26 protein-coding genes and 1 tRNA gene are annotated in these 25,328 nt (G+C 65.9%); 12 read left to right on the forward strand and 15 right to left on the reverse strand.

Features of this window, described 5'->3' with window-relative positions; genetic code table 11:
- Positions 1 to 7: 7 nt before the first annotated feature.
- Both QM774_RS11150 and QM774_RS11155 read right to left on the reverse strand, forming a co-directional pair.
- Positions 8 to 1,474, reverse strand: coding sequence for a class I adenylate-forming enzyme family protein (locus QM774_RS11150; RefSeq protein WP_414975938.1), 1,467 nt, complete (start codon positions 1,472 to 1,474; stop codon positions 8 to 10).
- Positions 1,475 to 1,601: 127 nt separating this feature from the next.
- Positions 1,602 to 2,405, reverse strand: a complete 804-nt coding sequence (locus QM774_RS11155; RefSeq protein WP_414975939.1) for an acyl-CoA thioesterase — start codon at positions 2,403 to 2,405, stop codon at positions 1,602 to 1,604.
- 75 nt (positions 2,406 to 2,480) lie between these two features.
- Here QM774_RS11155 and QM774_RS11160 point away from each other — a divergent pair, with 75 nt between their 5' ends.
- Positions 2,481 to 3,224: a hypothetical protein gene (locus QM774_RS11160; protein ID WP_414975940.1), complete on the forward strand. Its 744-nt coding sequence runs from the start codon at positions 2,481 to 2,483 to the stop codon at positions 3,222 to 3,224.
- Between the two features lie 398 nt (positions 3,225 to 3,622).
- On the opposite strand, the gene QM774_RS11165 is transcribed toward QM774_RS11160, so the two are convergent.
- Entirely contained in the window at positions 3,623 to 5,383 is a 1,761-nt protein-coding gene (locus QM774_RS11165; protein WP_414975941.1) for a hypothetical protein, read from the reverse strand.
- Positions 5,383 to 6,441 carry a hypothetical protein gene (locus QM774_RS11170; RefSeq protein WP_414975942.1) on the reverse strand — a complete coding sequence of 353 codons (1,059 nt, stop codon included), beginning with the start codon at positions 6,439 to 6,441 and terminating at the stop codon, positions 5,383 to 5,385. Before QM774_RS11170 ends, QM774_RS11165 begins: the two co-directional genes overlap by 1 nt.
- 817 nt (positions 6,442 to 7,258) lie before the next feature.
- Between QM774_RS11170 and QM774_RS11175 the strand changes: the two genes are divergently transcribed.
- On the forward strand, positions 7,259 to 8,110 hold the full coding sequence (locus tag QM774_RS11175) for a hypothetical protein (RefSeq protein WP_414975943.1): 852 nt from the start codon (positions 7,259 to 7,261) through the stop codon (positions 8,108 to 8,110).
- A 35-nt stretch (positions 8,111 to 8,145) separates the two neighbouring features.
- Here the strand turns inward: QM774_RS11175 and QM774_RS11180 are convergent, their stop codons facing one another.
- The gene (locus tag QM774_RS11180; protein WP_414975944.1) at positions 8,146 to 8,727 is read right to left on the reverse strand and encodes a DUF6037 family protein; all 582 of its coding nucleotides are present in this window, start codon (positions 8,725 to 8,727) and stop codon (positions 8,146 to 8,148) included.
- Between the two features lie 149 nt (positions 8,728 to 8,876).
- Positions 8,877 to 9,146 carry a hypothetical protein gene (locus tag QM774_RS11185; protein WP_414975945.1) on the reverse strand — a complete coding sequence of 90 codons (270 nt, stop codon included), beginning with the start codon at positions 9,144 to 9,146 and terminating at the stop codon, positions 8,877 to 8,879.
- A 192-nt stretch (positions 9,147 to 9,338) separates the two neighbouring features.
- Between QM774_RS11185 and QM774_RS11190 the strand changes: the two genes are divergently transcribed.
- Complete coding sequence (locus tag QM774_RS11190; protein ID WP_414975946.1) at positions 9,339 to 9,908, forward strand: hypothetical protein; 570 nt, start codon at positions 9,339 to 9,341, stop codon at positions 9,906 to 9,908.
- 60 nt (positions 9,909 to 9,968) lie between these two features.
- Here QM774_RS11190 and QM774_RS11195 read toward each other — a convergent pair whose 3' ends face one another.
- From QM774_RS11195 to QM774_RS11210, 4 genes are all read right to left on the reverse strand, one after another.
- Positions 9,969 to 10,145, reverse strand: coding sequence for a hypothetical protein (locus tag QM774_RS11195; protein WP_414975947.1), 177 nt, complete (start codon positions 10,143 to 10,145; stop codon positions 9,969 to 9,971).
- A 26-nt stretch (positions 10,146 to 10,171) separates the two neighbouring features.
- Positions 10,172 to 10,597, reverse strand: coding sequence for a hypothetical protein (locus QM774_RS11200; RefSeq protein WP_414975948.1), 426 nt, complete (start codon positions 10,595 to 10,597; stop codon positions 10,172 to 10,174).
- Positions 10,598 to 10,714: 117 nt separating this feature from the next.
- A complete protein-coding gene (locus tag QM774_RS11205) occupies positions 10,715 to 11,107 on the reverse strand; it encodes a hypothetical protein (protein ID WP_414975949.1) in 393 nt (130 codons plus the stop codon).
- A complete protein-coding gene (locus QM774_RS11210; protein WP_414975950.1) occupies positions 11,104 to 11,442 on the reverse strand; it encodes a hypothetical protein in 339 nt (112 codons plus the stop codon). Before QM774_RS11210 ends, QM774_RS11205 begins: the two co-directional genes overlap by 4 nt.
- A gap of 136 nt (positions 11,443 to 11,578) precedes the next feature.
- On the opposite strand from QM774_RS11210, the gene QM774_RS11215 reads away from it, so the two are divergent.
- A complete protein-coding gene (locus QM774_RS11215) occupies positions 11,579 to 11,893 on the forward strand; it encodes a helix-turn-helix domain-containing protein (RefSeq protein ID WP_414975951.1) in 315 nt (104 codons plus the stop codon).
- A 487-nt stretch (positions 11,894 to 12,380) separates the two neighbouring features.
- Here the strand turns inward: QM774_RS11215 and QM774_RS11220 are convergent, their stop codons facing one another.
- The 4 genes from QM774_RS11220 to QM774_RS11235 all read right to left on the reverse strand — a co-directional run bounded on the left by QM774_RS11220 (position 12,381) and on the right by QM774_RS11235 (position 14,721).
- On the reverse strand, positions 12,381 to 12,917 hold the full coding sequence (locus QM774_RS11220) for a hypothetical protein (protein ID WP_414975952.1): 537 nt from the start codon (positions 12,915 to 12,917) through the stop codon (positions 12,381 to 12,383).
- 28 nt (positions 12,918 to 12,945) lie between these two features.
- Positions 12,946 to 13,557 carry a hypothetical protein gene (locus tag QM774_RS11225; RefSeq protein WP_414975953.1) on the reverse strand — a complete coding sequence of 204 codons (612 nt, stop codon included), beginning with the start codon at positions 13,555 to 13,557 and terminating at the stop codon, positions 12,946 to 12,948.
- An 84-nt stretch (positions 13,558 to 13,641) separates the two neighbouring features.
- Positions 13,642 to 14,292 (reverse strand): hypothetical protein, encoded by a 651-nt coding sequence (locus QM774_RS11230; RefSeq protein WP_414975954.1) that lies wholly within the window; start codon positions 14,290 to 14,292, stop codon positions 13,642 to 13,644.
- Positions 14,293 to 14,638: 346 nt separating this feature from the next.
- Positions 14,639 to 14,721, reverse strand: a tRNA-Leu gene (locus tag QM774_RS11235).
- 238 nt (positions 14,722 to 14,959) lie between these two features.
- On the opposite strand from QM774_RS11235, the gene QM774_RS11240 reads away from it, so the two are divergent.
- From QM774_RS11240 to pknB, 7 genes are all read left to right on the forward strand, one after another.
- The gene (locus QM774_RS11240) at positions 14,960 to 16,183 is read left to right on the forward strand and encodes an FhaA domain-containing protein (protein ID WP_414975955.1); all 1,224 of its coding nucleotides are present in this window, start codon (positions 14,960 to 14,962) and stop codon (positions 16,181 to 16,183) included.
- A 109-nt stretch (positions 16,184 to 16,292) separates the two neighbouring features.
- Positions 16,293 to 16,751, forward strand: coding sequence for an FHA domain-containing protein (locus tag QM774_RS11245; RefSeq protein ID WP_414975956.1), 459 nt, complete (start codon positions 16,293 to 16,295; stop codon positions 16,749 to 16,751).
- Entirely contained in the window at positions 16,748 to 18,145 is a 1,398-nt protein-coding gene (locus QM774_RS11250; RefSeq protein WP_414975957.1) for a PP2C family protein-serine/threonine phosphatase, read from the forward strand. Before QM774_RS11245 ends, QM774_RS11250 begins: the two co-directional genes overlap by 4 nt.
- Entirely contained in the window at positions 18,145 to 19,563 is a 1,419-nt protein-coding gene (locus tag QM774_RS11255) for an FtsW/RodA/SpoVE family cell cycle protein (RefSeq protein WP_414975958.1), read from the forward strand. The genes QM774_RS11250 and QM774_RS11255 overlap by 1 nt, the downstream gene beginning before the upstream one ends.
- Positions 19,560 to 21,068: a peptidoglycan D,D-transpeptidase FtsI family protein gene (locus QM774_RS11260; protein ID WP_414975959.1), complete on the forward strand. Its 1,509-nt coding sequence runs from the start codon at positions 19,560 to 19,562 to the stop codon at positions 21,066 to 21,068. Before QM774_RS11255 ends, QM774_RS11260 begins: the two co-directional genes overlap by 4 nt.
- Positions 21,065 to 22,405 carry a serine/threonine-protein kinase gene (locus QM774_RS11265; RefSeq protein ID WP_414975960.1) on the forward strand — a complete coding sequence of 447 codons (1,341 nt, stop codon included), beginning with the start codon at positions 21,065 to 21,067 and terminating at the stop codon, positions 22,403 to 22,405. Before QM774_RS11260 ends, QM774_RS11265 begins: the two co-directional genes overlap by 4 nt.
- Entirely contained in the window at positions 22,393 to 24,282 is a 1,890-nt protein-coding gene (gene pknB / locus QM774_RS11270; RefSeq protein WP_414975961.1) for a Stk1 family PASTA domain-containing Ser/Thr kinase, read from the forward strand. The genes QM774_RS11265 and pknB overlap by 13 nt, the downstream gene beginning before the upstream one ends.
- Positions 24,283 to 24,306: 24 nt before the next feature.
- Here pknB and QM774_RS11275 read toward each other — a convergent pair whose 3' ends face one another.
- A complete protein-coding gene (locus QM774_RS11275; protein ID WP_414975962.1) occupies positions 24,307 to 24,951 on the reverse strand; it encodes an aminodeoxychorismate/anthranilate synthase component II in 645 nt (214 codons plus the stop codon).
- A 55-nt stretch (positions 24,952 to 25,006) separates the two neighbouring features.
- Here QM774_RS11275 and crgA point away from each other — a divergent pair, with 55 nt between their 5' ends.
- Positions 25,007 to 25,303, forward strand: coding sequence for a cell division protein CrgA (gene crgA / locus QM774_RS11280; RefSeq protein ID WP_414975963.1), 297 nt, complete (start codon positions 25,007 to 25,009; stop codon positions 25,301 to 25,303).
- Positions 25,304 to 25,328: the final 25 nt, after the last annotated feature.

Below are 25,328 nucleotides of genomic sequence, written 5' to 3' on the forward strand. Positions count from 1 at the left end.
AGGCGGGTCAGGTGGCGGCGGCGCTCATTCGGTGTCGCAGGCCTGGTTTGTCGATCTTGCCGACGGGGTTCCGCGGCAGAGCGTCGACGATGTGGATCTCCGTGGGCCGCTTGACCTTGGTGAGGAGCGGTTCGACGAAGGCACTCAGTTCCTCGGGAGTGAGGGACGATTCGGGGTAGGGGACGACGAAGGCGACGGGCACTTCGCCGAAGAGCTGATCGGGGGCGCCGACCACCGCGCATTCGAGCACGCCGGGGTTGGTGGCCAGCGCTGATTCGATCTCCTTGGGGTAGAGGTTCTCTCCACCGCGGATGATCATGTCCTTGATGCGGTCGACGATCTTCAGGTAGCCGTCCTCGTCGAGGATGCCGACATCGCCGGTGTGCACCCAGCCGCCGACGAGGGTGCTGGCGGTGGCGTCCGGCTTGTTCAGGTAGCCGCGCATCACGGTCGGGCCCCCGATCAGGACTTCGCCGCGTTCGCCGACCCCGACGTCGTGTCCTTCGGGGTCGACGGTGCGGATGGTCTGGCCGGGCAGCGCCGGGCCGACGGTGCCGAGCTTGCGGACGCCGTCGACCGGATTGCAGGCCGACGCACAGGTCGCTTCGGTGAGGCCGTAGCCCTCGACGATCGGGAATCCGAACTCGCCTTCGACGCGTTCGAGCAGTTCCTTGGAGATCGGGGCGGCACCGCAGATCGCGAACCGCAGGGGCGACAGGGCGGCCTTGTCGACGTCACCCTGCGAGACGAGCAGGGCGTAGATGGTGGGTACCGCCGAGAAGTAGGTGGGCTGCAGGCGCGCGACGTCGCCGAAGAATCGGCGAACCGAGAACTGTCCGGTGATGGACAGCTGCCCGCCGGCGATGATCGGTGCCAGCAGGCTGAGGCAGATCGCGTTCACGTGGAACAGCGGGAGGATGAGAAGCGCGTGATCGTTCTCGGTGAGGGAGAAGAACTCGCCGGCGCTGCTGGCCATGAAGCGGAGGTTGTCGTGGCCGAGGCGGACGCCCTTCGGCTTGCCGGTGGACCCGGACGTGTAGATGAGCAGTGCGTCGTCGGCGTCGGTCGGCGGCTCCGGGGGCGTCCACGACGCCGAGGGCGCGGTGGCGAGGTCATCGACGTGAACGAACGTCCGTTCCTTGAGCTCATCGAAAGGACGCTCCCCCACGACCACCACGGCGCCGGAGTCGCCGAGTTGATATTCGGCTTCGGTGTCGGTGAAGCCCGGGTTGACGGGAGTGCCGATCGCGCGGAGCCGCCACGCCGCCATCAACGTGATCGCGAGTTCGGCGCGGTTGGGCAGGAAGGTGGCGACCACGTCGCCGGCGCCGACACCGAGACCGGCGAGTTGCTCGGCCACCGCCTCCACCCGTTCGGCGAACTGCGCGTAGCTGAGCTCCATCGCGTCGTCGCGTACGCAGGGGGCGTCGCCCCGAGCGCTGAGCTCCCAGCTGAAGTACGTGCCGATGTCCACGCGCGTCACCTTTCCGTGTGGTTGTGACCTCCGACACTATGGGTGATCCAGGTCACCGGAAACGGCCTAGCGCAACGAACTTCGACCGGGTCTTTGTGCTCTGGGCACAAAGACCCGGGTGGCGGGCTCAGGTGGTGGGGTCCTTGAAGTAGACGAGTTGGTGCGTGGTGGCGAGCAGGACGTCGCCGCCCCACAGTTGGGCGTCCTGATCGAAGTGGCCGCCGGCGAAGCGTGCTGCGCGGGCGGTGCCCAGCAGGTGGCCGGTGCCGTGGGCGGCGAGCTCGTCGGGGCTCGCGTGGAAGTAGGTGGTGAGGCTGATGGTGCCGGCCGGCAGGTAGGTGCCGTGGCGGAGGAAGGCGCGCGGGAAGAAGGCGTCGGCCATGGATGCGAGGGCCGGGTAGTCGAGTGGCCGTTCGGGGCGGTCACGGAGCCATACCGTCGAGGTGGAGTCGTCGGTCTTGACGCTGCCGTCGAGCCATCCGGTGACGAACCGCATCTCGTAGTTCTTGTCCCAGGCGATGAAGTCGGGGAAGTCCTTGTCTTCCACCTCCATCGGTGCGGGGGCCTCGGGCCGGACGGCTTCGGTGTCGCTCCACGTGTCGCGGTGCGGTCCGAAGACGGCGCTGCCGGTGGACACGGTCGCGTCGTTCTGCACGATGCGGAACGTCCAGTGCTGATTGGTCCGGTTGGTGCGGACGATTTCAGTGTGCAGATCCCACGCGCCGTTGGCGACGGGTGCGGCGTAGTTGAGGGTGAGTGCGAGAGGGTCGCCGAGCGCGTCCGGATGCTGTTGCAGTGCGTGGACGACGGTGGCGGCGGTGATCCCGCCGTACGGGCCGACCATGTTGTTGTAGGCGTCGTGGGTGTGGGCGTGGAAGACGCCGTTCTCGCCGGGTTTCACCGCGACGGCGTCGTCGAAGACATGGGCCATGGCTCGACCCTAGTCACCTGCGGGCACCGGGCGGATGCGGGTCTCCGGCGGGCTTTCCCGGCCTACCATTCGGTTATGAAGCGTCCACTGTTCGTCCTGGCCGTCTCCGGGGTGCTGCTGGTGGCCGGCTGCGGTTCGGGCGGGTCCGGGGAGCCGACCACACCGGTGTCGTCGCCGACGGTCGCCGCGACGTCGGCGGAGTCGGCCCCGTCGACCGAGGGTTACAGCACCGCTCTCGACCCGGAGCAGGGCGGCGCCGGCAACGGTTCGACGTGGAGCTTCGGGGTGCCGCAGATCGGGAACGGCGAGAAGCCGGTCCGCGACTCCTTCAACCAAGCGATGTCCGATGCCGCCGACGCTCTGGTGAGCGGGGCGTCGACCCGGAAGGTGCTCCTGGAGGACGGGGAGCTGAGCGCCGGCGAACGGTCGCGCGTGGACGTCGCGGATTCCACGTTCTCGGGCACGCTGATCGTCCGGTCCACCGAGGACGGCAAGGACCCGGTCCTGTCGGTCTCGACGACGGTGGTCGATGCCGGCAGCGGCAAAAGGCTGTCTCTCGGTGATCTGTTCAGCGATCCGTCGGCGACGGTGGGACGTTTGCGGGCACTCCTGCGTCAGCGTGATCCGTCCGGGGTGCTGGCCGCCGCGGCCGGCGACGAGTCGAGCCTGAGCCGCTGGGTCGCCCTCCCGCAGGGCCTGCACGTCTATGTCCCGGTGACCCACGCGCAGGGCGACTTCGTCCCGATCACGGTGCCCTGGGCGTCACTCTCCGACCTGCTGAACCCGACCGGCCGGCTCTACTTCCTGCCCGACAGCTGACTCATCTGGTGACTGCGAACGACACCGTTGATCAGACGAAACGAAGAGGCCCGGTTGTGAATCACAACCGGGCCTCTTCGTGTGTGTGAGCGGTTTAATCTGCGATGTCACCGCCACTCTTGCCGATCCGGTTCCAGAGAGTTAATCCGCGAGTTCCAGAGAGTTTCGGCGCCTTGCGGGTCGAGTGCTGAGGTGTTGCCCGCAGGCCCAGGTTCGCCATGGCGGGGTGCTCCCCAGGCACAAGTTGGCTAGAAGCGCGTGGGGCCACCGTCGCGTGTAGGGCGGCTCTTACGCCGGTTGCCCTTCAGGGTTCGGATTTTCCAGAGAGTTTCTTCGACTCGTGGGCAGCACTGATGGGCGGACCCGTCCGTCGGGGCCGCCCATCAGGATCAGGGCCGCTAGGTCAGTGCTGGGGGTTGCGCAGGTTCTCTGCCGATGTCGTCGCGGAGGGTTCGGAGTTTGACGTCCAGATCGTTGGGTCGGCCGCGCCGGGCATCGAAGTGCCGCTGTGTTTCGACGTTCACTGCTGCGAATGCCATTGCGATTGTGAGGGCGATGAAGGGTTCGCGACGGGCTCCGGACTTGAGGTCAGCCAGGCCTGCACCATCGGTGCTCTTGACTCGGCTGAAGCGTTGCTCGGTGAGCGCACGCATGGCCTCGTAGAGGATCGCGTGCTTCCAGGTGCCGGGGACTGGCCCGCCTTGCCACATGCGGAGTTGGTTGTCGGTGAGTGTGACGGTGACGCTGCTGTTGGCACAGCAGGCGTAGTCGCTGGCTTTCCAGGTCGGTTCAACCAGTGGGGCGCCGGGGCGTGAGGCCGTCAGCGATTCTGGTTTGAGTGGGCAGGCGACGTTTCCCAGGGCCGCCGGACAGACAAGGTCGATTTTGTAGGCCGTCGATGTCTGCTCGCTGAGGCTGGGGCGGCCTGCCCGGTTCCGGCCTTCATACAGGCGGGAGTTGCGGCCCATCAGCAGGGGCAGGACCCGAACCAGGTAGTCGTCGTGAGTCTTGAAGGCTGCGTCGGCCAAGAGTTTGCTCAGCACCGGGACGTGGTTATTCTCGCGGATCAGGCTCTTGACGGCCGGGCAGTAGAAGGCTCCGGCGACTTGGATAGGTCCTGCCGGTATGCCTTTGGTGGTGGGTTGGCTGGTCCATGCCAGTTTCCAACTTGCTGGGTACCGGGCGACGCCGTCCAGACGGTAATCCTGCAGGAGCCGCTGCCACCCGGACTTCACCGAGTAGCCCATATCCACGGTCAGTAGTGGTCGCTGGGGGCGGTCGGAGGTGCGGGCGGGCAGCAGACCATTCGCGGTGGCATGGTCCAGGGCGTTGCGAAGTGCACCGACATCCCCGGAGGTAGGAGGGTGAATGTCGAGGCCAACGAACAGCGGCGGAACCGAGTGCAGGGCGTTCGGCGGGCCGACCCGCGTGAGTGCGGTGACACCGATCCCGAATGCCGCCTTGCTGATCGCCTTCTTCCCTGGTGCCGAGACCTGGTTGCGCTTGTCGCGCACATAGAACCGTCCGCAGTAGGCGGCGGCGCGAAGGCGATCCGGCTTGCTACCGATCTCGCCTCCTTTGGCCAGGTCGAGGATCGTTTCGTCGGCGACGACATCGCCGCGTAGTCGGTCGGGACATCGGTCCTTGATTGACCCGGCGAGAATCACGTTCACGATCATTCGGGATCGTTCGGCCGCCGCTGCTGCCGCCGCCTGTTCCTCGGAGGTGAGGTCCGCGAGTACCGCTTCGTGCTCGCGATTGGTCATCCTGCGTGCAGGAAGGCGCGCACCGGAATCGAGAGTCTCGATGACGCGGGTCAGACCTGCATAGAAGCGGTGGTACTCGCGGGCTCGATGCTTGCTGATTCGGGCGGGAAGGTCGGGCGGAAGGCCCAGGTCAGTCAGGTGGCGGTCCGTGAGCGAACCGTAGGACCGGATCAGGTGGGCCATCGTTGGCACGCGACTGGTGGCGATGATGTCGGCGAGCATCAGGATCAACACCGATCGGATCGTGTAGCCGCCGCCGAAGGTCTCTGACCCCGGTTGGTCCCGCCGCCACTTCGCCAACAGCAGGTGTGGTTGTGATCGGTCGATGACCTCAACTGCTTCGGCGAACGGGCCATCACTGATGAGGTACGTCTCGCGAATCTTGGGGGCCATCAGTACCGCACCTCACTGGTGAGCACTGCTGCCTCGGCCAGGTCGTAGCGACGCAGCCGGTCGCGCTGATCGGCCAGGACTCTGATGTCCACGAGGTCAGCAAGTTGCATGAGAAGTGCTGCCGGAACGGAGTCCGACAGCGTCAGAATCCATCGGCCGCGTAGCGCCGAGCAGGAGACCGTCTCGTATCCGTGCCGCTTGAGCCGTTCGGAGGTCCTGTTGGCCAAGTTGCGCTCACCGACCAGTCCGCCGGTCAGCAGCAGGTGCTCTGGGCCGACGTAGGCGGCGCGGAGCCTCAGTCGACGGGCGATGGCGGGGTCGAACACTGGGATGACCCTGCTGCCGCCGGACAGATTCGGAAGGGTGACGGCAGTGACCTGACCGGTACCGCGTACCGGAATCTGTTGGATGTCTCGCCCACGCAGGTGACGGAGATCGGAGGGGCGCGCACCGACTCCCAGGCAGAGGTCGAGGAGGGTCTGCAGTTGCTGCCCGAGAGCCGTTGGCACACCACCGACCAGCGACTGCCAGTAGCGGACCTGCTCCGCTGTTGCTGCCGGTTCACGCTTGAAACGCGGGGCCGGAAGAACCCGCGCGGCCGGGTACTCCCTGGGGTGCAGCAGTCGCCCGGTCTCGTAGAGAACCGTCCGCAACTCGCGCAGTCCTCGCTCGGAAGACAGGCCGACTTGACCGATATAGCGGTCCACCGCCTGACGTTTGAAGGCCGCCCTGGGTGCGACCTGGCCGCCGTGCGTGATCGCTTCCAGAGCGATGAATCGGGCCACCGCCCGGGTCCTGCTGACCTCGGTCTTGTGCGCCAACTCCGGCAGCATGCAGCGCAGCCTCGCGGCATCCCGGATAGCGAGCCTGCCCACCGCCGCGTCAGGTACCCGAATGGTGAGAGCGGCCAGCCGGTCGTAACGCTCGGCCATGTTCGGTGCCGGTCGAGGAAGTGGGCTGTGGCTGATCGGTCCTGACGGTGCGGCGACCACGGTCAGCACCGGACTGGTGCTCACCGATGAAGCCTGCTCAACCCGGCTTTTCGTGAAGCGCGCCATCAGTGGCTCACCTCCGGCGACACACCGAAATCGCGATAGTTGACACCAGGAAATGGGCAGGGTGAAATGGGCATAAGAAACCTCCTAGGTTTCGTGATCGCTCTTAGATCAAGAACGCGGCTGCTCAAGCCGCTCCACAACGGGTTCGAGGTGCCACTCGGCCCGTTGAGGCGTTTCAGGGACTAGATCGCTCGCTACGTCTTTCGATGTGCCTTTCGTCGAATGCCCCTCCGCTCACGGGGGTCGGGGTCGCGGGTAGTTCAGCACAAATCAGGCACCGATTTTCGAGCCCGACAGCGAAATGCCCCTCTGCCCGATCCCCCGAAACGCCCATCGGCGTCACGGGCCTGACGTCTCTCGGCCGCCACGTCTTCGGCTCTTCCGCGCGGCGCACTGTCATCAGAAGAGCGACCAGATTTCCCTCCGCGTGTGCTGGTCGCCGATTCCGCTCGCTGGGTATGGATTCCCTGCCCCATGAACCCTGCAGCGAACGAACTCTGGGCTCCACTTCCGAGCCAAGAGTTGTTTCGGGGCCTACGAAAGTCGGGTATCCGTTGGGACGGGAATAGCCCGATGGAAGTACCACCGCGCCCTCGTCTTCCTCGGCGAGATCACTCACCAGTCACAGTCAGCGATACGGCCCGAACACACGAGCCACCGATTCAGGAGGCCGCTGGGTCTGGATACGCCTGACCGCACCCAGGCTTCACGGTCCGTCGAACCGACAATCACCCGCTGAACCCGGGCCGAATATTCGCGTGGAGTTCGGGCGTGTCGCACCGTGTCCAGACTTCTGTCGGCAGTCATTCTGGCCGACATGACGTTCGTGGCTGCCCGTGTAGTTGATCCAGCAAGTGGGCGGGTTGTCCTCGGCGCCGACACGAAGGCGACGTACTACGACGACACGACCAAGACCTTGAGAGACCTGTCGGAGCCACTGCAGAAGGTCGTGATTCTCAGTGACGACGTCGTTGCCGGTGTTGCTGGCGATGATCCTGAGCGAACCGTTCAGCGACTATACGAACTCCGCAATCGCTCTCTTGACGACGTCCTAAACGAGATGGTCAGATTCACTGCCTATCGGAAAGCGTCAAGGTCCGTCCTGATTGCCAAGCGCGGTCCGGACCCAGTGATCGTCACGATCGTGAACGGCGCCCTTGACGATCGCACGACGACTGGCCTCGGCATGATCGGCGACCCTCGCGCTACTCGTGAGTTCAATCGCCTCTTCAAACAGGATTTGACCGGTATGCCCGGTGAAGAACGCCGCTTCGTAGGATCGCTTCTATCTTTGATCACACTCGGGATCGTGGACTCCGTCGGCGGATTCATCGCGGCCGTCGCCGGAGATAGCGCTTACACTTTCCGCTTTCAGGCACACCAAGGCGGTGTCGGCCCGTGGCGTACCAATGCGGCACTCCTCCCGGACCGGAGAACCCTCCGGATCACTGTCCCTCCTGGTGGCGACCCAACTAGCCACAAAAGGATCATCCTGCCTGGCCAATGGCCCACATATCGCGCAGTTGCCTTCCTCATTCCGGAGGCGGGAATCGCGTGGCTGCACACCCACGACGAACCCTGGTCGGGTGCGATCCGTATACCCGGATCACAGCCTGAAGAGGTGCTCGAAATCGCACGGCGGTCACACAATCAGGTGCTGCGCGCCTAACGCTCAAGTTCGATGACCATCGCGCTCCACAACATCTACTCCCGGAAACCTACGGCCTTCTCAATCTCATCGACATGCCGTGCCTTCTCGTCCGATCTATCTGCCGTCCAGCAAATGCTGATGTGTCGCCGTCGGCAGAAGTCAGCAATCTCCGCGCCCAAGAGCCGCCGCGTCTTCGCTAGGTTCTTGCTCGTCGGGAGCGACTTCAGGCGCTCACCGACGACACCTTCCTGCACCCAGTCACGGTGGTACCAGTAGAGCGTCTTGTCAGCGTCTTCGATCTCAGGACCGGGGTACCGCGCCGCATGCTCCGGCCTGCACTCATGGGTTCGGCGAACATACTCGGCCGGAATCGCGCTATTGAGTGTGGTGAAGAAGTCGCTCGGCCTCCACGGCGTACTGCCACCGGCCGTAATCCCGAGGACGTCTCTCATCGGGCCGTACTGCTCGCCTAGCAGTATCGGTACGCGGTAGCCGGGGAGGACCGGAATGAGTACGGGCGGCACCAGTTGGTATGAAAACACGAGTTCAAACGGCGCAGAATCGGCATAGAAGTCGACTCCGACGGTGCGGCCCTTACTGGGAACCGTAAAGTGCGCTCGCTTGACATGGTTCACGAGCATGGACCGGTGAAAGGCGGCGAGACGGGGTAACTCCATAGTCGGGGGCATGCGTTAGTGAGTAGCACGCGCTTCCGACAAGGCTTGTTTGGCCGCTCGATCGTGCCGAGGAACGCACTTCCTCAGACTTCATACGACCAGCAGTTTCAGATTTCAATGCGGCCAGCACTCTGGAGGTACGCCGCTTGTTGAGACCCGACGAGAGCGTGTACGAAATCGCTCCGGTACTCCTTGACCGAGTTGTATGCGTCAATCTGAGACGGGTCTGCTGCTCCGGATCTGACAAGCGCCTGGATCGCGGCATCAACTTGAGCAACCGAGCGCTCCCTGTACGGGCTGTCTGCGTCGAGAAGATCGGACTCTAGGATGTCGCGGAACGCTGTAAGGATGGTTGCCGCCTCGGTGTTCTCTGCCATAGCACTGAGGCTAGTCAACTCGCACCATGGGTGGGACTGGCAGAAGTTCTCGTCAGCGCTGGTAGACGCCGTGTGGTCCGTGCAGGGAGAGCGATTGACGCTAATCCGTAGCGCTTCGTGGTGGGTGATCTCAGCCGCGCGGAGCGGACAAGCCTGATCGAGCGATGGACTTCGGTGCGACATACTCGCTGAGTGGACTCGACTTTCTGGACGGCAGTTGGCGCGATCGCTACGGCGATTGCAGCACTCGTGGCGATCTGGACACTTTTCGCGCTACGCGCGGACAGCAAAGATCGCACACGTCCCATCGTGGTCGCGACTCTGCAGCCATCCATCCTGACGAGGAACTACGAGTTTCATGTTGCGAACCTCGGTCAGAGCGTCGCCAAGAAGGTGAAAGTCACCTTTGAACCCCCACTGCCCCTGTTGCCTGGTTCGTTAGATGACAACATCGACCAGTTCGCTACCTGGAGTCTTCAGCGCCGCTACGCGCGCGTGATTCCGACGCTCGCACCCGGTCAGGTGCTCGACAACCTCTACCAAGACGCGAGGGATAAGGACGAACCGGTCCCCGATTCCTTCGCAGTAGTCGTGACCTACATCGACGATCGAAATCGGAAGTACGTTGACACGTACGAACTGTCGACTGAGGTGCTCAGTCTGCAGACTGGATCGTATCCGTCGACGGACAGCGATACGGGACGACAGAAGCGTCTCGTTGCGGCCATAGAGAGCATTGCGCGTGGTATCGGCCGCGCGTAGGTGACGGAGTCACGAAACCCAGTCCTGTTCGAATCACCTTGACTACGACGCCCACCTGGCTCAGTTGAAGCCCGACGCGATCGCCAGTTTGATCGCGTCGTCGTCGTACTTCGTCTCGATCTCGAGGCGTTCAGCCTCCGGGAGATTCGGACGCCAGTCGGCGCGACGTTTCAGCCAGTCCCGGCGTTCCTCGGGAGTGAGAATCCACTGATTCTGACCGCCGGGTTTGCTGTCCATGGCTGCCATCATGGCTCGTGGGTCTGTCAGGGGATGATCAGGTAGTGCACGACGGCGACCTGTGGGCCGCCGGTGCCGTACTGGATTCCCTGCACACCGGAGCCGATGAACTGACGCTGCCGCACCACAGCACCACCCCGGCGGCTGACGTTGATTCGCGGGGACCAGTTGGTGCCGGGGAGTTTGGTGCCGTAGTTCGACCAGATACGCAGTGAGCAGGTGCGGTTGAACCGGCCCGGGATGTAGTCCGATTCGACCCAGCCGCGCTTGCGGGGGTCGGTCTTGGTGACGATCCGGACCGGACCACTGCAACTGCCGCCTGAGTGCAGGACATCCCCGTACAGGGACACGACCTGCGCGGGCCGGTAGGCGGCCTCGGCAGGCGCGGCAGTGGAGATGAGGCCGACGGCAGCGGACAGGCTGACGAGGGCGGTGACGAGTAGACGCTTCATGGCTTCCCTTACTGCTTGGTGGCCTGGATGGGGAAGGTGATTCCGTCGGCACTGTTGCCGATGAAGGTGAGGGTCTTGGAACCGCTGTCCCAGGTGACCGGAACCGAGCCGCCTGCGTCAGTCCACTGCCACTGGATGGTCGCCTGGTCGGTGATTGCTGGCCATGGCGTTCTTGCCGTCGCCGCTGATCTGCATGAAGCCCTTGCCCATTGTCCAGGTGCCTTGGGTGGGCAGGATGCCGTCGCCGGTGCTGGTGAAGGTTCCATCAGAGTTGACGGTCAGCGTGGCCTGGACGGGCGGCGGCGGAGCACTGGTGGTGCGGGGCAGTTGATAGCGCACCTGCCAGGTGCCCACGACGAACGTGTCGATCGGGCCGCCACTGCTGCTGCCACCGCAGGCCGCAACGACGGCGCCACCGGCAGCCACGGCCGCCAGTTTCAGCAGTTCGCGGCGGGAAAAGCCGATCTGTCGGGCCGTGCCGACCATCTGCCGGGTCTCACGCAGGCTCATTTCTGGACCGCCTTCTGCAGGATGAAGGTGCCCGCGCCCAGGACCACAACCACCGGCAGACCCACGAACAGCGCGGTCAGGAATCCACTGACGCTCACGCACGCCACGATTGCGAAGACGATGAACACGAGCAGCGTGATGATCGAACCGATGATCGTGATCTTCTTGGCCTTCTCCGCTCCCGCACTCGATGCCGGGTGGGGCGCCTGCTGGAACGGCGCTTGCTGGGACGGTGCCTGCGGCAGGGGTGCCTGCTGACCGTAGGGCGGGCGCTGGTGTGGGTGTTGAATCGGCGGCCGGGGGGCCTGCTGGAACGGCGGTCGTGGATTGGTCATCGAACTCTCCCCTGAAGACTCATGTGATCGCACCCGGCAGAAACCGTGGAATCGGGCGATTCCCCCAAGCCACCGGAGTAGATAATAGTATCACATTTGATTCATTCGGGCTGGGGTGGTGGCCGATCTTGGGCGGGTGCCGCTTCCTGAACTCCCCACCTCGCAGGAAGAAATCGACCGCCGTCGCGCACACCGGCTCGCGTTCGGTGATGTTCTGCGTCGAGCCCGTGCCGACGCCGGGATCAGTCAAACCGTGCTCGCCGACTTCGCCGAGGTCTCCCGCCCGACGATCGCCCGGATCGAGAACGGCACGCACAGTGTCAGCCTCGACCGACTCTGGGCGATCAGCGCCGCCCTCGGGGTCTCCGCGCACGAACTGATCGCCCGGACCGAACACCTCGCCAACGACCGGTTAGTGGCAATGCGCCGCAGTCCGTCGTCGACCCAGTAGGCCGTTGGCCCCGGAGTCTCACATTCGCTCGGGACTGACCAGTTGCCGGAAGAGGAACGGAGCGGCGATCAGGGGCTCGCTAGCGATCCGGCGACCGGCAGCACCAAGCACATGCAGGACGTGTTGAGAACGACGGCCGCCACACTCCACCCGACCTGGTGGAGGCGAGGAAAGGCCGGGCGGCACACCGCATAGACGCCAACCACCAAGACGATTAGTGCGCTCACGCAAAACCCACTGAGCGCTAAGACGGCGAGACCGATGGCGATAACTTCTTTGGCTCCTTGCAACATGTCGCCATGGTGTCACGTGCGTTTCCCGTCGCGACCCGACGGAAATCAGACGCGGAACTCGGGGTTCAGCACCATCTCCGAACTGGAAGTCAGTCCTGAAACTCAGGCGGCGACTGCTCCAAGCCCTCGATGTACCCGGCGGGCTCATCGCTGGTGTGTTTGCTCGCTCATACCCACGCCCCGGAGGCTTGCGTCTACTCGCTGTCGTTGTTGACGTCTTGGTCGGTGAGGGCTTCGGCCATGGGTCGTTCACTGCGCTTTAGGTAGCCAAGAACAACAGCGGGCAATCCCATGCTGGCGGTGATCGTCGTGAAAAACTGGCGGACGTACGGGTAGGCCAAGAAGTAGACGTTCGTCTCAATCCAGGCTGTGATCTGAGGCGTCGTTACCTGGATGTCGCGTGTGCATTCGAAGTCGAAGACGTGTACGACGGTGATCGTCGTCGGTTCAGACCCAGCAGTCTTCTCACCGTCCTCTTCCTCGCCGAGTCTATTCGCGATCCGCAGCGTGTGCTCAAAGCGCACAGCCAACGTGCCATCGGTGAACACCGCAAACGCTGGTGCTCCGGTCGCGAGGTCAATCTCAAGGCCGTCGCCTTGCAGCGATCGGACTGGACCTGCATTGACTTGGTCTACACGGATTCCACTGGGCGCCGTGGCGTCGACGATCGCAGAGACGTCAGCGGACGAGACGTCTGGCGATTCCGACTCCAGAATCTCAATACTCGGCAAAGCGAACTCTCCTGACGGGATCTCAGTGTCAACTGACCATGTCCACAAGACCACTCGCGTACGAGGTGGACCTCTGGACACGGCCAGCGCCCGAAAACTCCACCGTGCGAACAGCCTTGACTGCTTGGTAGTAGCCCATGGGCGGCAACGCATTCCACTGCACCGAAGTGTTGTCGGGGTTGCCCATGAGGCAGTTCTCGATCTGAGTCAAGACCTCGATTGTCGGCAGTTGGTCATCGAGTTCCAGGCTTCGTTCGGTGCGCAACCAAAGAACAACTTCAGTCCAAGTCCATACCGACATCGAGGACGACCCTAGGTACGAGAACGCCGTCGGAAACGTGTCGGACTGAGTCCACTTTCGCGCGCCCTCGCGGGTCATGCCCACACGGTGAGCGATGTCAGAGACGTTCACGAGATCGCGGTCGACGCCGTCGATCTTCAGCCCGGGTAGCGCGCAAAGCAGTTTCCGCGCGATCTGAACCGTCTCGGCGACTGCAGCCGAGTCCTCCACGCTGATGTTGAGGACAGCCGGGTCAACACCGGCCAGGTACGTATCGGAGAACTTCTCCACCATGACCTGCTCAACTTCGGGATCATCCCAGTCGACGCCAGAAACCCGCAGGCCCACTTCCACGTTCATCCAAACTCACCCCTCTCCGCCGCAACTATAGCCACCACCAGTTGGCATGTGCCAACTGATAATATCGCCAGGCGCGCAGGCACGTCACCGATCTGTGTTGGACGTCTCCGTTGAAATCTGTTTGCGCAGTTCAGCGCATTGATTCTTCAGGCTATCCAGGCGCTTGCGTGCCGCACCGCTGCTCGGCTGTTTCTTCGGAACGCCCTTAATGTCCTGCTCTGCTCGCCGCAGATCGGACCCCGCCTGCACGATCCACTCTTGCGGAGTACCACCGCCAACAGCCTCGATCGCGCGATCACGCGCATCCCGTGCCTGCTGCTCCCGCTCTGCGGTCTCAGTGAACTCTTCGCCCAATCGCTCAACCGCAGAAGCCGCCTCATCCAGCGCTGAATCGACTTGGTCGAGCATTTCGAGAAGTTCCTCGGCACGGCGGCCCACCGAACGCAAGGTCAGTTCGGCTGAGGTCGCCGTAAGAAATGTCTCTGCGGAGTCCATCCGTAGCGTGGCGGTTTCAAGAAGACCCGTCTCGGCGTGGATACAGTTGCGGATCTTGTTACGGCTGTTCCGGGCGGCATTCTCGGCCCCCCTACCGGTCGAGAACGCTTTGACCCTGCACTGCGGGTTCTTGGCGGGACACTCGACGTACGTGACACTGTGATTGCTACCGACGGTTGCCGTCCAACCGCGCTCTCGCGCCATATCGAGGGTTATCTGCCACTCCTTGTGCGTGTGCAACCACGGGTCTCGCGACACAGAACCCCCCTCCAAGTGAACCCAACCGACTCAGTCTAGATACCTCGCCGGACACCAGCACCGATCGTCCAGAGCGCCAGGATCACAGAAGGTATGGCCACCGATCCGCATCCGTCCAAAGATTTCTGGCCGCGTGTGGACGTAACCGGAGACAACCGCTACAAAGCGGGCTGCTGAAGCCTCCCGCTTCCTAATCCGGGAGAAGTCAACTACACGTCCCGCGCCCCTCAGGCGCCGACTTCCTACCTAGATACTGAAAGACCCCAGTTCAGAGGCTGAACACTCAGCCCCCAAACTGGGGTCTCTCAAAGCGGTAAACCGCTCTGTGTGGGCGAAGGGGGACTTGAACCCCCACGTCCCGAAGGACACTGGCACCTGAAGCCAGCGCGTCTGCCATTCCGCCACTCGCCCGTGACGTCCTTTGCGGACTTGACCGAGATTACACGGGCATCCGTGCCGAGCAAAAATCGATTCGCCGGCGACCCTGTGGCCTGCACGGATGAACCATCGTCCGAGGTCTCGCCTTTGGGACAGAAGTGACGTACGGTGCCATTGAGGTCTGCGGGCGGCGGGAAACCCCCTGCAGCCGGTAACATCGATCGACGTCGCGCGCACGCCGACACGCCTGAGCGAGCCGAAAGGAGGATCCGTGGGTCTACTCGACAAGATCGAGCGCAAGCTCGAGTCCGCCGTCGACGGAGGCTTCGCACGGGTCTTCGGCGGCGAAGTGGCCCCCCAGGAGATCGAGAACGGTCTCCAGCGGGAAGCGGAGATGTCGGCCGAGGACCTCGGCGACGGCGCCACCCTGGTCGCGAACAGCTATGTGGTGCAGCTCAGCCCGTCCGATCTGACCCAGGTCAGTACCGAGTACGAACTCAATCGGAAGATCTTTTCCCGCCACTTGTCCGACTTCATCCGGGACAATGGATGGCAGACTTATGGACCTGTCGTCGTAGAGTTCGACCAGGCACCGTCTCTGCACACCGGTCAGTTCCGGACTCACGGCGTGGTGAATCCGGACGCAACGCCGCGTCCGGTGGACGCCCGGCCACCCGGTCCGGGTCCTGCGAACGCCCCACAAACCGAAAGCCCCAACCGAGGAGCCACCGACATGACCAATCCCCCCGGCAACGACCAGGGCGGCCAGTACCCCCAGGGCTACGGGCAGCAGGGCTACGACCAGTACGGCCAGCCGATCTACGACCCCAACCAGCAGGGTTACGACCAGGGCTACGCACAGCAGCCCGGGTACGACCAGTACGCCCAGCAGGGTCAGCCCGGCTACGGCCAGCAGCCCGGGTACGACCAGGGTTACGCACAGCCCGCCCAGCCCGGCTACGACCAGGGCTACGGCCAGCAGCCGGGTTACGACCAGGGCTACGCACAGCAGCCCGGCTACGACCAGGGCTACGCACAGCAGCCCGGCTACGACCAGGGCTACGCACAGCCCGCCCAGCCCGGCTACGACCAGGGCTACGGCCAGCAGCCGGGTTACGACCAGGGCTACGCACAGCAGCCCGGCTACGACCAGGGCTACGGCCAGCCGAACTACGGCGCCGCTCCCGGCGGTGCGCCGGCCGCCCCGCCGTCGACCATCACCCTGGTGCTCGAGGACGGCAGCAACCGCACCTACGCGCTGCGCCAGGGCTCGAACGTGATCGGCCGCGGCCAGGACGCCCAGTTCCGGCTCCCCGACACCGGCGTCTCCCGCCGTCACGTCGAGATCCGCTGGGACGGCCAGACCGCCATGCTGCAGGACCTGAACTCGACCAACGGCACCACCGTCAACGGCCTCACCGTCAGCAGCTGGGAGCTGGCCGACGGCGACCGGATCCGTCTGGGTCATTCGGACATCGCGGTTCGCTTCCAGTAACCGCACGACCTCTACGATGGCGGTCGGGGCCTGACACCCCGACCGCCCCCGTGTATCGAGACCTCGATGCACTCGACCGCGCGCCAGATGAAACGGAGGTGAGGTGCCCATGCAGGGAATCGTCTTGCAGCTCGTCCGCTTCGGCTTCCTCGTTCTGCTGTGGCTGTTCGTCTACGCGATCATCCGCACCATGCGCAACGACCTGGCCGTGGCCGCCGGCAACCGCCGCCCGATCGGCTTCCGCGACCGCCGCGAACGGTCGGCCCGCAAGAGCGGCACCGCCCGTCACCTGGTGGTGACCGCGGGCGCCCTCGCCAACACCCGGATCTCCCTCGGCGACCAGCCCGTCCTGATCGGCCGCGCCGACGATTCGACACTCGTGCTGTCCGACGACTACGCCTCCGAACGCCATGCGCGCCTGTCCAAACGGGGTGACGACTGGTACGTCGAAGACCTGGGCTCCACCAACGGCACCTATCTGGACCGCGCCAAGGTGACCACCGCGGTGCGGGCCCCGCTCAACACGCCGATCCGCATCGGCAAGACCGTGATCGAGTTGCGCTCGTGACGCTCGTCCTGCGCTACATCGCGCGTAGCGACCGCGGCCTGGTCCGGTCCAACAACGAAGACTCCGTGTACGCCGGGGCGCGCCTGCTCGCGCTCGCCGACGGCATGGGCGGCCACGCCGCCGGCGAAGTCGCCAGTCAGCTGGTGATCGAGTCGCTGCGCACCCTCGACGACGACGAACCCGGCGGCGACCTGCTCAAGGCGCTCGACGACGCCACCCATCAGGGCAACGCCGCCATCGCCGCCCAGGTGGAACGCAACCCCGAACTCGACGGCATGGGCACCACGCTGACCGCGATGCTGTTCGCCGGCAGCCGGATGGGCCTGTGCCATGTCGGCGACTCCCGCGGCTATCTGATGCGGGACGGCGAACTGGCCCAGATCACTCGCGACGACACCTTCGTGCAGTCGCTGGTCGACGAAGGCCGGATCACCGCCGAACAGGCCCACAGCCATCCGCAGCGGTCGCTGATCATGAAGGCCCTCACCGGTCAGGAGGTGGAGCCGACGCTGACGATGCGCGAGGCCCGCGCCGGTGACCGCTACCTGCTGTGCAGCGACGGGCTCTCCGACGTCGTCTCCGAGGAGACCATCGCCGAAACCCTGTCGACCGTGCAGGACGAAGCCGACTGCGCCGACCGCCTGATCGAACTCGCGCTGCGCAGCGGTGCCCCCGACAACGTGACCGTGATCGTCGCGGACGTCGTCGACACCGAGTTCGGCGAATCGCGGCCCATCGTCGGCGGTGCCGCCGGCGGCGACTCCGACGACGCCGGCTACGTCCCCGATCCGGGCACGGCGGCCGGTCGCGCCGCCGCACTGCGCCCGCCGGCCTCCCCGGTACAGCGCCCCACCCTCGACGATCCGGTGGCACCGGCCCCGCGCGGCCGCTGGCGTCTGCCCCTCACCCTGATCGGTGTGGCCGCGCTCATCGCGCTGGCCGTGGTCGGTTTCCTGGTGGTGCGCGCCAAGGCGATGGAGTCGTACTTCGTGACCGCCGTCGGCGACGACGTCGTGATCCGCCAGGGCACCCCCGGCAAGATCCTGTTCATCTCGTTCGAGGCGCCCGCCGAACGCGTCTGCCTGTCCGACCGCAACGCCGAACGTCCCGACGTGCTGTTCGTCCCCACCGGCGACGACCGTTCATGCGCGCCGATGAAGGTCGCCGATCTGACCGATGTGGGCCAGAGCGCCGTCACCTCGGCCAGCATCCGCGGCCTGAGCCAGCGCGACGTCCAGGACCGGGTCCGTGACCTGGCACTGCTGCCGCTGTGCACCCCGCCGATCGGGCCCGCCCCCACACCGGAGCATCCCGGCCAGACCCCGGCACCCTCCACGCCGGCCCCGACACCGACCGCCGACCCCGACGGTCCCCGGACCTGCCGGGGGAACTGATGACGGTCACCCCCGCAGCGCAGCAGGCCCCGCAGGCTGCACCGAAGGCGCCGGGCCGGACCACCGAGACGGTGCTGATCGTGGCCGCCCTGGTGGTGGTCACCGGCGCCCTGATCATCGTCCAGATGGCGCAGAGCAAAGACGTGACGTGGGGCATCGCCAAGTACGTCGCCGTCTATGCCGCACTGATGCTGGCCGCGCACCTGATGATCCGGCGGTTCGCGCCGCACGCCGATCCCCTGATGCTGCCGGCCGTCGCCGCCCTCAACGGGCTCGGACTGGTGATGATCCACCGGCTGTTCCTCGGCGGCGACGGCGCCACCGGACTGTGCACGCCGCAGAGCGCCGACCGCCAGCTCATCTGGACCGGTCTGGGCGTCGCCGCGTTCGCGGTCACCCTGTTCTTCATCCGCGACCACAAGACGCTGTCGCGGTATGCGTACACGCTGGGTATCGGCGGTCTGATCTTCCTGGCGCTGCCGGCCGTCCTGCCGGCCAGCCTGTCCTCCGAGGGCGGCTCCAAGATCTGGATCAAGACGCCGCTGTTCTCCATTCAGCCGGGCGAGTTCGCGAAGATCCTGATCATCATCTTCACCGCCTCGTTCCTGGTGTCGCGCCGCGACCTGTTCACCACCGCCGGCAAACACTTCGCGGGCATGGATCTGCCGCGCCTGCGCGACCTGGGCCCGTTGATCGCCGCCTGGGCCATCGCGCTCGCCGTCCTGGTGTTCGAAACCGACCTGGGCACGTCGCTGCTGATCTTCGCGACCGCGCTCACCATGCTGTACGTGGCCACCGAGCGGGTCAGCTGGCTGCTGCTGGGCGTCATCGGCTTCGTGATCGCCGCGGTCTTCGCCTACCTCACCTCCGCGCACCTGCAGGAGCGCGTGCAGGCCTGGCTCGACCCGTTCGCCGCCTGGGAGACCGGCAGCCAGCAGCTCGGTCAGAGCCTGTTCGGTCTGGCCACCGGCGGCCTGTTCGGCACCGGCCTGGGTTCGGGCCGGCCCAACATGGTGCCGTGCGCCGACACCGACTTCATCCTCACCTCGTTCGGCGAGGAGCTCGGCCTGTTCGGCCTCACCGCGATCACCGTCCTGTACCTGGTGCTGATCATCCGCGGACTGCGCACCGCCGTCACCGTGCGTGACAGCTTCGGCAAGCTGCTGGCGGCCGGTCTGGCCTTCACCATCGCGATCCAGCTGTTCGTCGTCTTCGGCGGCGTCTCCAAGCTCATCCCGCTGACCGGGCTGACGTCACCGTTCCTGTCGTACGGCGGCTCGTCCCTGCTGGCGAACTACATTCTGCTGGCGCTGCTGATCCGCATCTCCAATGCGGCGCGCGAACCCGACGCACCCAAGCCGGTGCGTCGCCCCGAGGGCGTCGGCGGCATGCCGACCCAGGTGGTGCCGCGCCAGTGAACCGTCCCATCCAGAAGGTGGCGATCGCGGTCTTCGTGATGATCGCGCTGCTGCTCGCCAACGCCACCTACGTGCAGGTGATCGAAGCCAACTCGCTGCGCAACGACCCGCGCAACAAGCGAGTGCTCTACGACGAGTACTCGCGTGAACGCGGCATGATCGTCACCTCCGACGGCGCCATTCTGGCCCGCTCGGAGTCGACCGGCGGCGCCTACCGCTACCAGCGCGTGTACCCGCAGGTGCAGGATTCGGCCGACTCGTCGGAGGCGTTCGCGCCGGTCACCGGCTACTACTCGCTCTACCACGGCACCACCGGCCTGGAACTGTCCGAGAACCCGTTCCTGTCCGGCAGCGACGACCGGCTGTTCACCCAGCGGTTCACCGACATGTTCGCCGGCCGCGATCCGCGCGGCGGCAACGTCGAGACCACGCTGAACTCGAGCCTGCAGCTGGCCGCCTATCACGCGCTCAAGAACGGTGACTGCGCCGGACCGTGCCGCGGCGCGGTGGTGGCGCTGGAGCCAAGCACCGGCAAGATCCTCGCGATGGCGTCGTCGCCGAGCTACGACCCGAACACGCTCGCGAACCAGGACTTCGACGCCGCCTCCTCGGCGTGGAAGGCGCTCAACGATCCCGGCCGTCCGTCGCCGCTGACCAACCGTGCGATCAACGAGCTGTATCCGCCCGGATCCACCTTCAAGGTGGTCACCAGCTCGACGGCCCTCAACGCCGGCATCAAGCCGGACATCCGGCTGACCGCCGCGTCGCGGATCCCGCTGCCCGACTCGACCGCCACCCTGCCGAACAACGACGGCGAGACCTGCCCGGGTGCGGTCAACGGCACGGTGACGATGGCGCAGGCCTTCCAGTACTCGTGCAACACCGCGTTCGCCGAGCTGGTCACCAAGAAGCTGCCGGGCGATCCGGTGGAGCAGTTCACCTCGACCGCCAAGAAGTTCGGCGTCGGCGAGGACCCGCCGGGCATTCCGCTCGACGTCGCCAAATCGACCGTCGGCGACATCGGCACCGACTACGCCGCGCTGGCGCAGTCGGCGATCGGTGAGCGCAACGTCCGCCTGACCGCCCTGCAGAACGCCGTCATCGCGGCCACCGTCGCCAACGGCGGTGTCCGGATGAAGCCGTACCTGGTGAACCGGCTCCTCGCCGCGGACACCAAGCCGCTGTACACGACGGCGCCGTCGGCGGTGAACCGTCCGCTGACCGCCGAAGAAGCTGACACACTGGCGGGAATGATGGTGCGGTCCGAGCAGTCGACGGCGGGGGCCCAGGCGGGCATCGCGTCGAAGACCGGCACCACCGATTCCAAGCGGGCCGACGGTATCCCGTTCGCCTGGTACATCGCCTTCAGCCCCAGCTCCGGAGCCCGGATCGCCGTCGCCGTGGTGATCGAGAACGGCGGCATGGGCGCCAATTCCTACGGCGGCACGATCGCCGCCCCGATCGGACGCGCAGTCATGAATGCATATGCGGGAGGTGCTCGATGAGCCTGCAGAACGGGACCATCATCGCCGACCGGTACCGCCTGGTCCGGCTGATCGCCACCGGCGGCATGGGTCAGGTGTGGGAGGCCCTCGACACCCGGCTCGGCCGTCGTGTCGCGGTCAAGGTGCTCAAGGCCGAATACTCCAACGACCCGGAGTTCCTGCAGCGGTTCCGCGCCGAGGCGCAGACCACCGCTCGCCTCAACGACCCCGGCATCGCGAACGTCTTCGACTACGGCGAGACGCCGGACCGCAACGGCGGCGACCCGCTCGCCTACCTGGTGATGGAGCTGGTGGACGGCGAGCCGCTGAACTCGGTGATCAGCCGGATGGGCACGCTGTCGCTGACGCACACCCTGGACATGCTCGAGCAGACCGGGTGGGCGCTGCAGGCCGCGCACGCGCAGGGCCTGGTGCACCGTGACGTGAAGCCCGGCAACATCCTGATCACCCCGACCGGCCAGGTGAAGATCACCGACTTCGGTATCGCCAAGGCCGTCGACGCCGCCCCGGTCACCCAGACCGGCATGGTGATGGGCACCGCCCAGTACATCTCGCCGGAGCAGGCGCAGGGCGGCGACGCCACCTCGGCGTCGGACGTGTACTCGCTGGGTGTGGTCGGCTACGAGGCGCTGACCGGTCGCCGTCCGTTCAGCGGTGACGGCGCGATCACCGTCGCGGTCAAGCACATCCAGGAGCCGCCGCCCCCGCTGCCCGATTCGATTCCGGCACCGGTCCGCGAACTCATCGACACCACCCTGGCGAAGGATCCCAAGCAGCGGTACGCGACCGGCGGCGAGTTCGCCGAGGCCGTCGCCGCCGTGCGCGCCGGCCATCGTCCGCCGCGTCCGCGCGGTGCCTCGGCGGCCACCAAGCCCGCCCCGCGCCCCACGGCGCCGCGCCCGGTGGTGGCGCCGCCGGCCCCGCGCCCGGTGTCCGCACCGCCGTCCCGTCCGGTGACCACGGCCCGGCCGGTCGCCGACACCGGCTGGACCACCGGCCAGAAGGTGCTCGCGGTGATCGCATTGCTGCTGCTGGTCGGCGCGATCGCACTCATCGCCATGTGGGTGGTGCAGTCCGGCGGCAAGCCGGCCCACACCCCGACGTCGATCTCCACCGAGACGCGGACCACCGAACCCGAACGCAGCACCACCCGGTCCACGAGCAGCTCCAAGCCGACGTCGACCAGTTCGGAGACGTCGGAGAAGACCACCTCGTCGCGTGAGCGGCCGACCCGCACCACCGACGACACCCCGGAGCCGACGCGCACACTGCCGACGGCACCCGGGCCGGTCATCCCGACCATCCCGTTGCCGACGATCCCCGGATGGCCGCAATGACGCAGATGCTCTCGGACCGCTACGAGCTGGGCGAAACGCTCGGCTTCGGCGGCATGTCCGAGGTCCAGTTCGCCCGGGATCACCTGCTGCACCGCGATGTGGCGATCAAGATCCTGCGGCCCGACCTGGCCCGCGACCCGTCGTTCTATCTGCGGTTCCGCCGCGAGGCGCAGAACGCCGCGAAGCTGAACCATCCGACCATCGTGCAGGTCTTCGACACCGGTGAGGCCGAGACCACCGAGGGTCCGCTGCCGTTCATCGTGATGGAGTACGTCGACGGCGAGACACTCCGCGACGTGCTGCGCGCCAGCGGCACCATCGCGCCCCGCCAGGCCATGACCTGGATGGCCGATGTGGCGGCGGCGATGGACTTCTCGCACAAGAACGGCATCGTCCACCGCGACATGAAGCCGGCCAACGTCATGATCGACACCCACGGTGCGGTCAAGGTGATGGACTTCGGCATCGCCCGTGCCATGGACGACACCGGTGCGACGATGACGCAGACGTCCGCGGTGATGGGTACCGCCCAGTACCTCTCGCCGGAGCAGGCCCGCGGCATCAAGGTCGATCCGCGCAGCGACATCTATTCGATGGGTTGTGTGCTGTTCGAGCTGGTCACCGGCGAGCCGCCGTTCACCGGCGACTCCCCGATCGCCGTCGCCCACCAGCACGTGCACGAGGATCCGCGGCGTCCGTCGCAGATCAACCCGGAGATCACCCCGGAACTCGACTCGGTCGTCATGAAGGCGATGAGCAAGAACCCGGAGAACCGGTACCAGACGGCCGCCGAATTCCGGTCGGACCTGATCAAGGTGCTGGCCGGCGGCAAGCCGTCGGCCCCGCTGCTGCTGGGCAGTCCGGACGACCTGGCCGAGACGCCGGCGCGCGGACTCAGCTCACGCCGGGTAAGCGGCGACTACGACTTCGACGACGACGATGCGACGCCGTACCGCCGTCGCCGGTGGATGGTCGTCGGATCGCTCGTCGCGATCGTCGCCCTGATCGCCGGATTGTTCGTGTGGGCGCCGTGGAGCAGTTCGCAGCCGCTGATCAGCGTGCCGAAGGTGACCGGTCTGACCGCCGACGCCGCCGAGGACAACCTGCAGCAGGCCGGTTTCAAGGTGAAGGAGCTCGAGGAACCGAGCGCCGACGTCGACCAGGGCCTGGCGACGCGGACCGCCCCGGGCAACGACGTCCCGACGCCCCGCGGCTCCGAGGTGACGCTGTACGTGTCGTCCGGTCCGGAGAAGGCGGAGATCCCCGACCTGCGCGGCAAGACCGAGAAGCAGGCCCGGCAGGCGCTGGCCACGCTCGGTTTCGACGACTCGAAGATCAAGACGCAAGACACCGAGTCCCCCGATTCTCTGAAGGACAAGGTGGTCCGCACGACACCGACCACCGGCACCGACACCGCCATCAACACCCCGGTGGTGCTGTTCATCGGCACCGGTCCGCAGGATGTGACCGTCCCGGATCTGACCGGTCAGACCGAGGATCAGGCCCGCACCACGCTCGCCCAGATGGGTCTGGAGCCGACCAGCGTGCAAGGCGACTCGGAGCGCCCGGCCGGTCAGGTCGTGTCGACATCGCCGTCGGCGGGCGTAACCGTCAAGGCGGGCAGCGTGGTGCAGATGACCATCTCACGCGGCAACCAGTTCGTGGTGCCCGACCTCAAGGGCAAGACGATGGACGAGGCGCGCAGCGCGCTGGAGGCCGCCGGCTGGGATGCGACGCTCGATGCCGGGTCCAAGGGGGTGCCGATCGGGTCGCCGAACAACGGCAAGATCATCTCCCAGGATCCGCCGCCCGGATCCCGTCTGCGCCGCAGCGACCCGGTGTCGGTGGTGATCGGCAAGTCGAGCCTGGTGCCCTGAGCGCCGGACCCTCGACGTAGCCGCCTAGGCGCCGAGCGCGTTGGCGACCTCGGTCTCGAGCTGGGCGACGCGTTCTTCCGGAACGTCGTAGCCGCACACGGCGAGCCAGTTGGCGAGCATCCGGTGACCGCCCTGGGTGAGCACGCTCTCCGGATGGAACTGCACACCGTGGATCGGAAGATCGCGGTGCCGCATGGCCATGACGATCCCCGACTCGGTGCGCCCGGTGACGACCAGTTCGTCGGGAATGGTCTCCGGCAGCACGGTCAGCGAGTGGTAGCGGGTGGCCACGAACGGATCCGGGAGGCCCTTGAGGACTCCCTCGTCGTTGTGCGTGACCAGCGAGGTCTTGCCGTGCAGCAGTTCGGGGGCGCGGTCGACGGTGGCACCGTAGGCGGCGCCGATGGCCTGGTGTCCGAGGCAGACGCCGAGCAGCGGGGTGCCTGCGGCGGCGGCCACCGGGATGATCGGCATGGTCGCTCCGGCGCGCTGCGGTGTGCCCGGTCCGGGTGAGAGCAGGATCCCGTCGTAGGCCTGCACCACGGACTCCAGATCGTCGAGCCGTTCGTCATCGTTGCGCCAGACATCGGCCTGCGCCCCGAGCTGTCCGAGGTACTGGACGAGGTTGTAGACGAAGCTGTCGTAGTTGTCGATGACCAGGATCTTCACCCCGACAGGTTATCGGTTTCCCGCCCTCGGGCGCGCCTGGGTTACCGTAGAGGACATGCCGAAGTCAAAGGTCCGCAAGAAGACGGACTACACGATCAACACCGCGAACCGCACGCCGGTCAAGGTGACGGCCGGCCCTTCCGGCGTGGTCTACAAGACCTTCATGTTCGGATTCATGCTCGTCGGTCTCGCCTGGCTGCTCGTCTACTACCTCGCCGCGTCGGGCTACGACAGTGCGTTCGGTAAGGACGGCCAGTTCCTGCACTGGATGAACACCCTGGGTCAGTGGAACCTTCTCATCGGTTTCAGCCTGGGCGTCATCGGCCTTCTCATGACGATGGGCTGGCGCTGACCGCTGTCCACATCTGTGGAAATAA

It is taken from the genome of Gordonia sp. (in: high G+C Gram-positive bacteria) (assembly GCF_047600565.1).
Lineage (GTDB): Bacteria > Actinomycetota > Actinomycetes > Mycobacteriales > Mycobacteriaceae > Gordonia.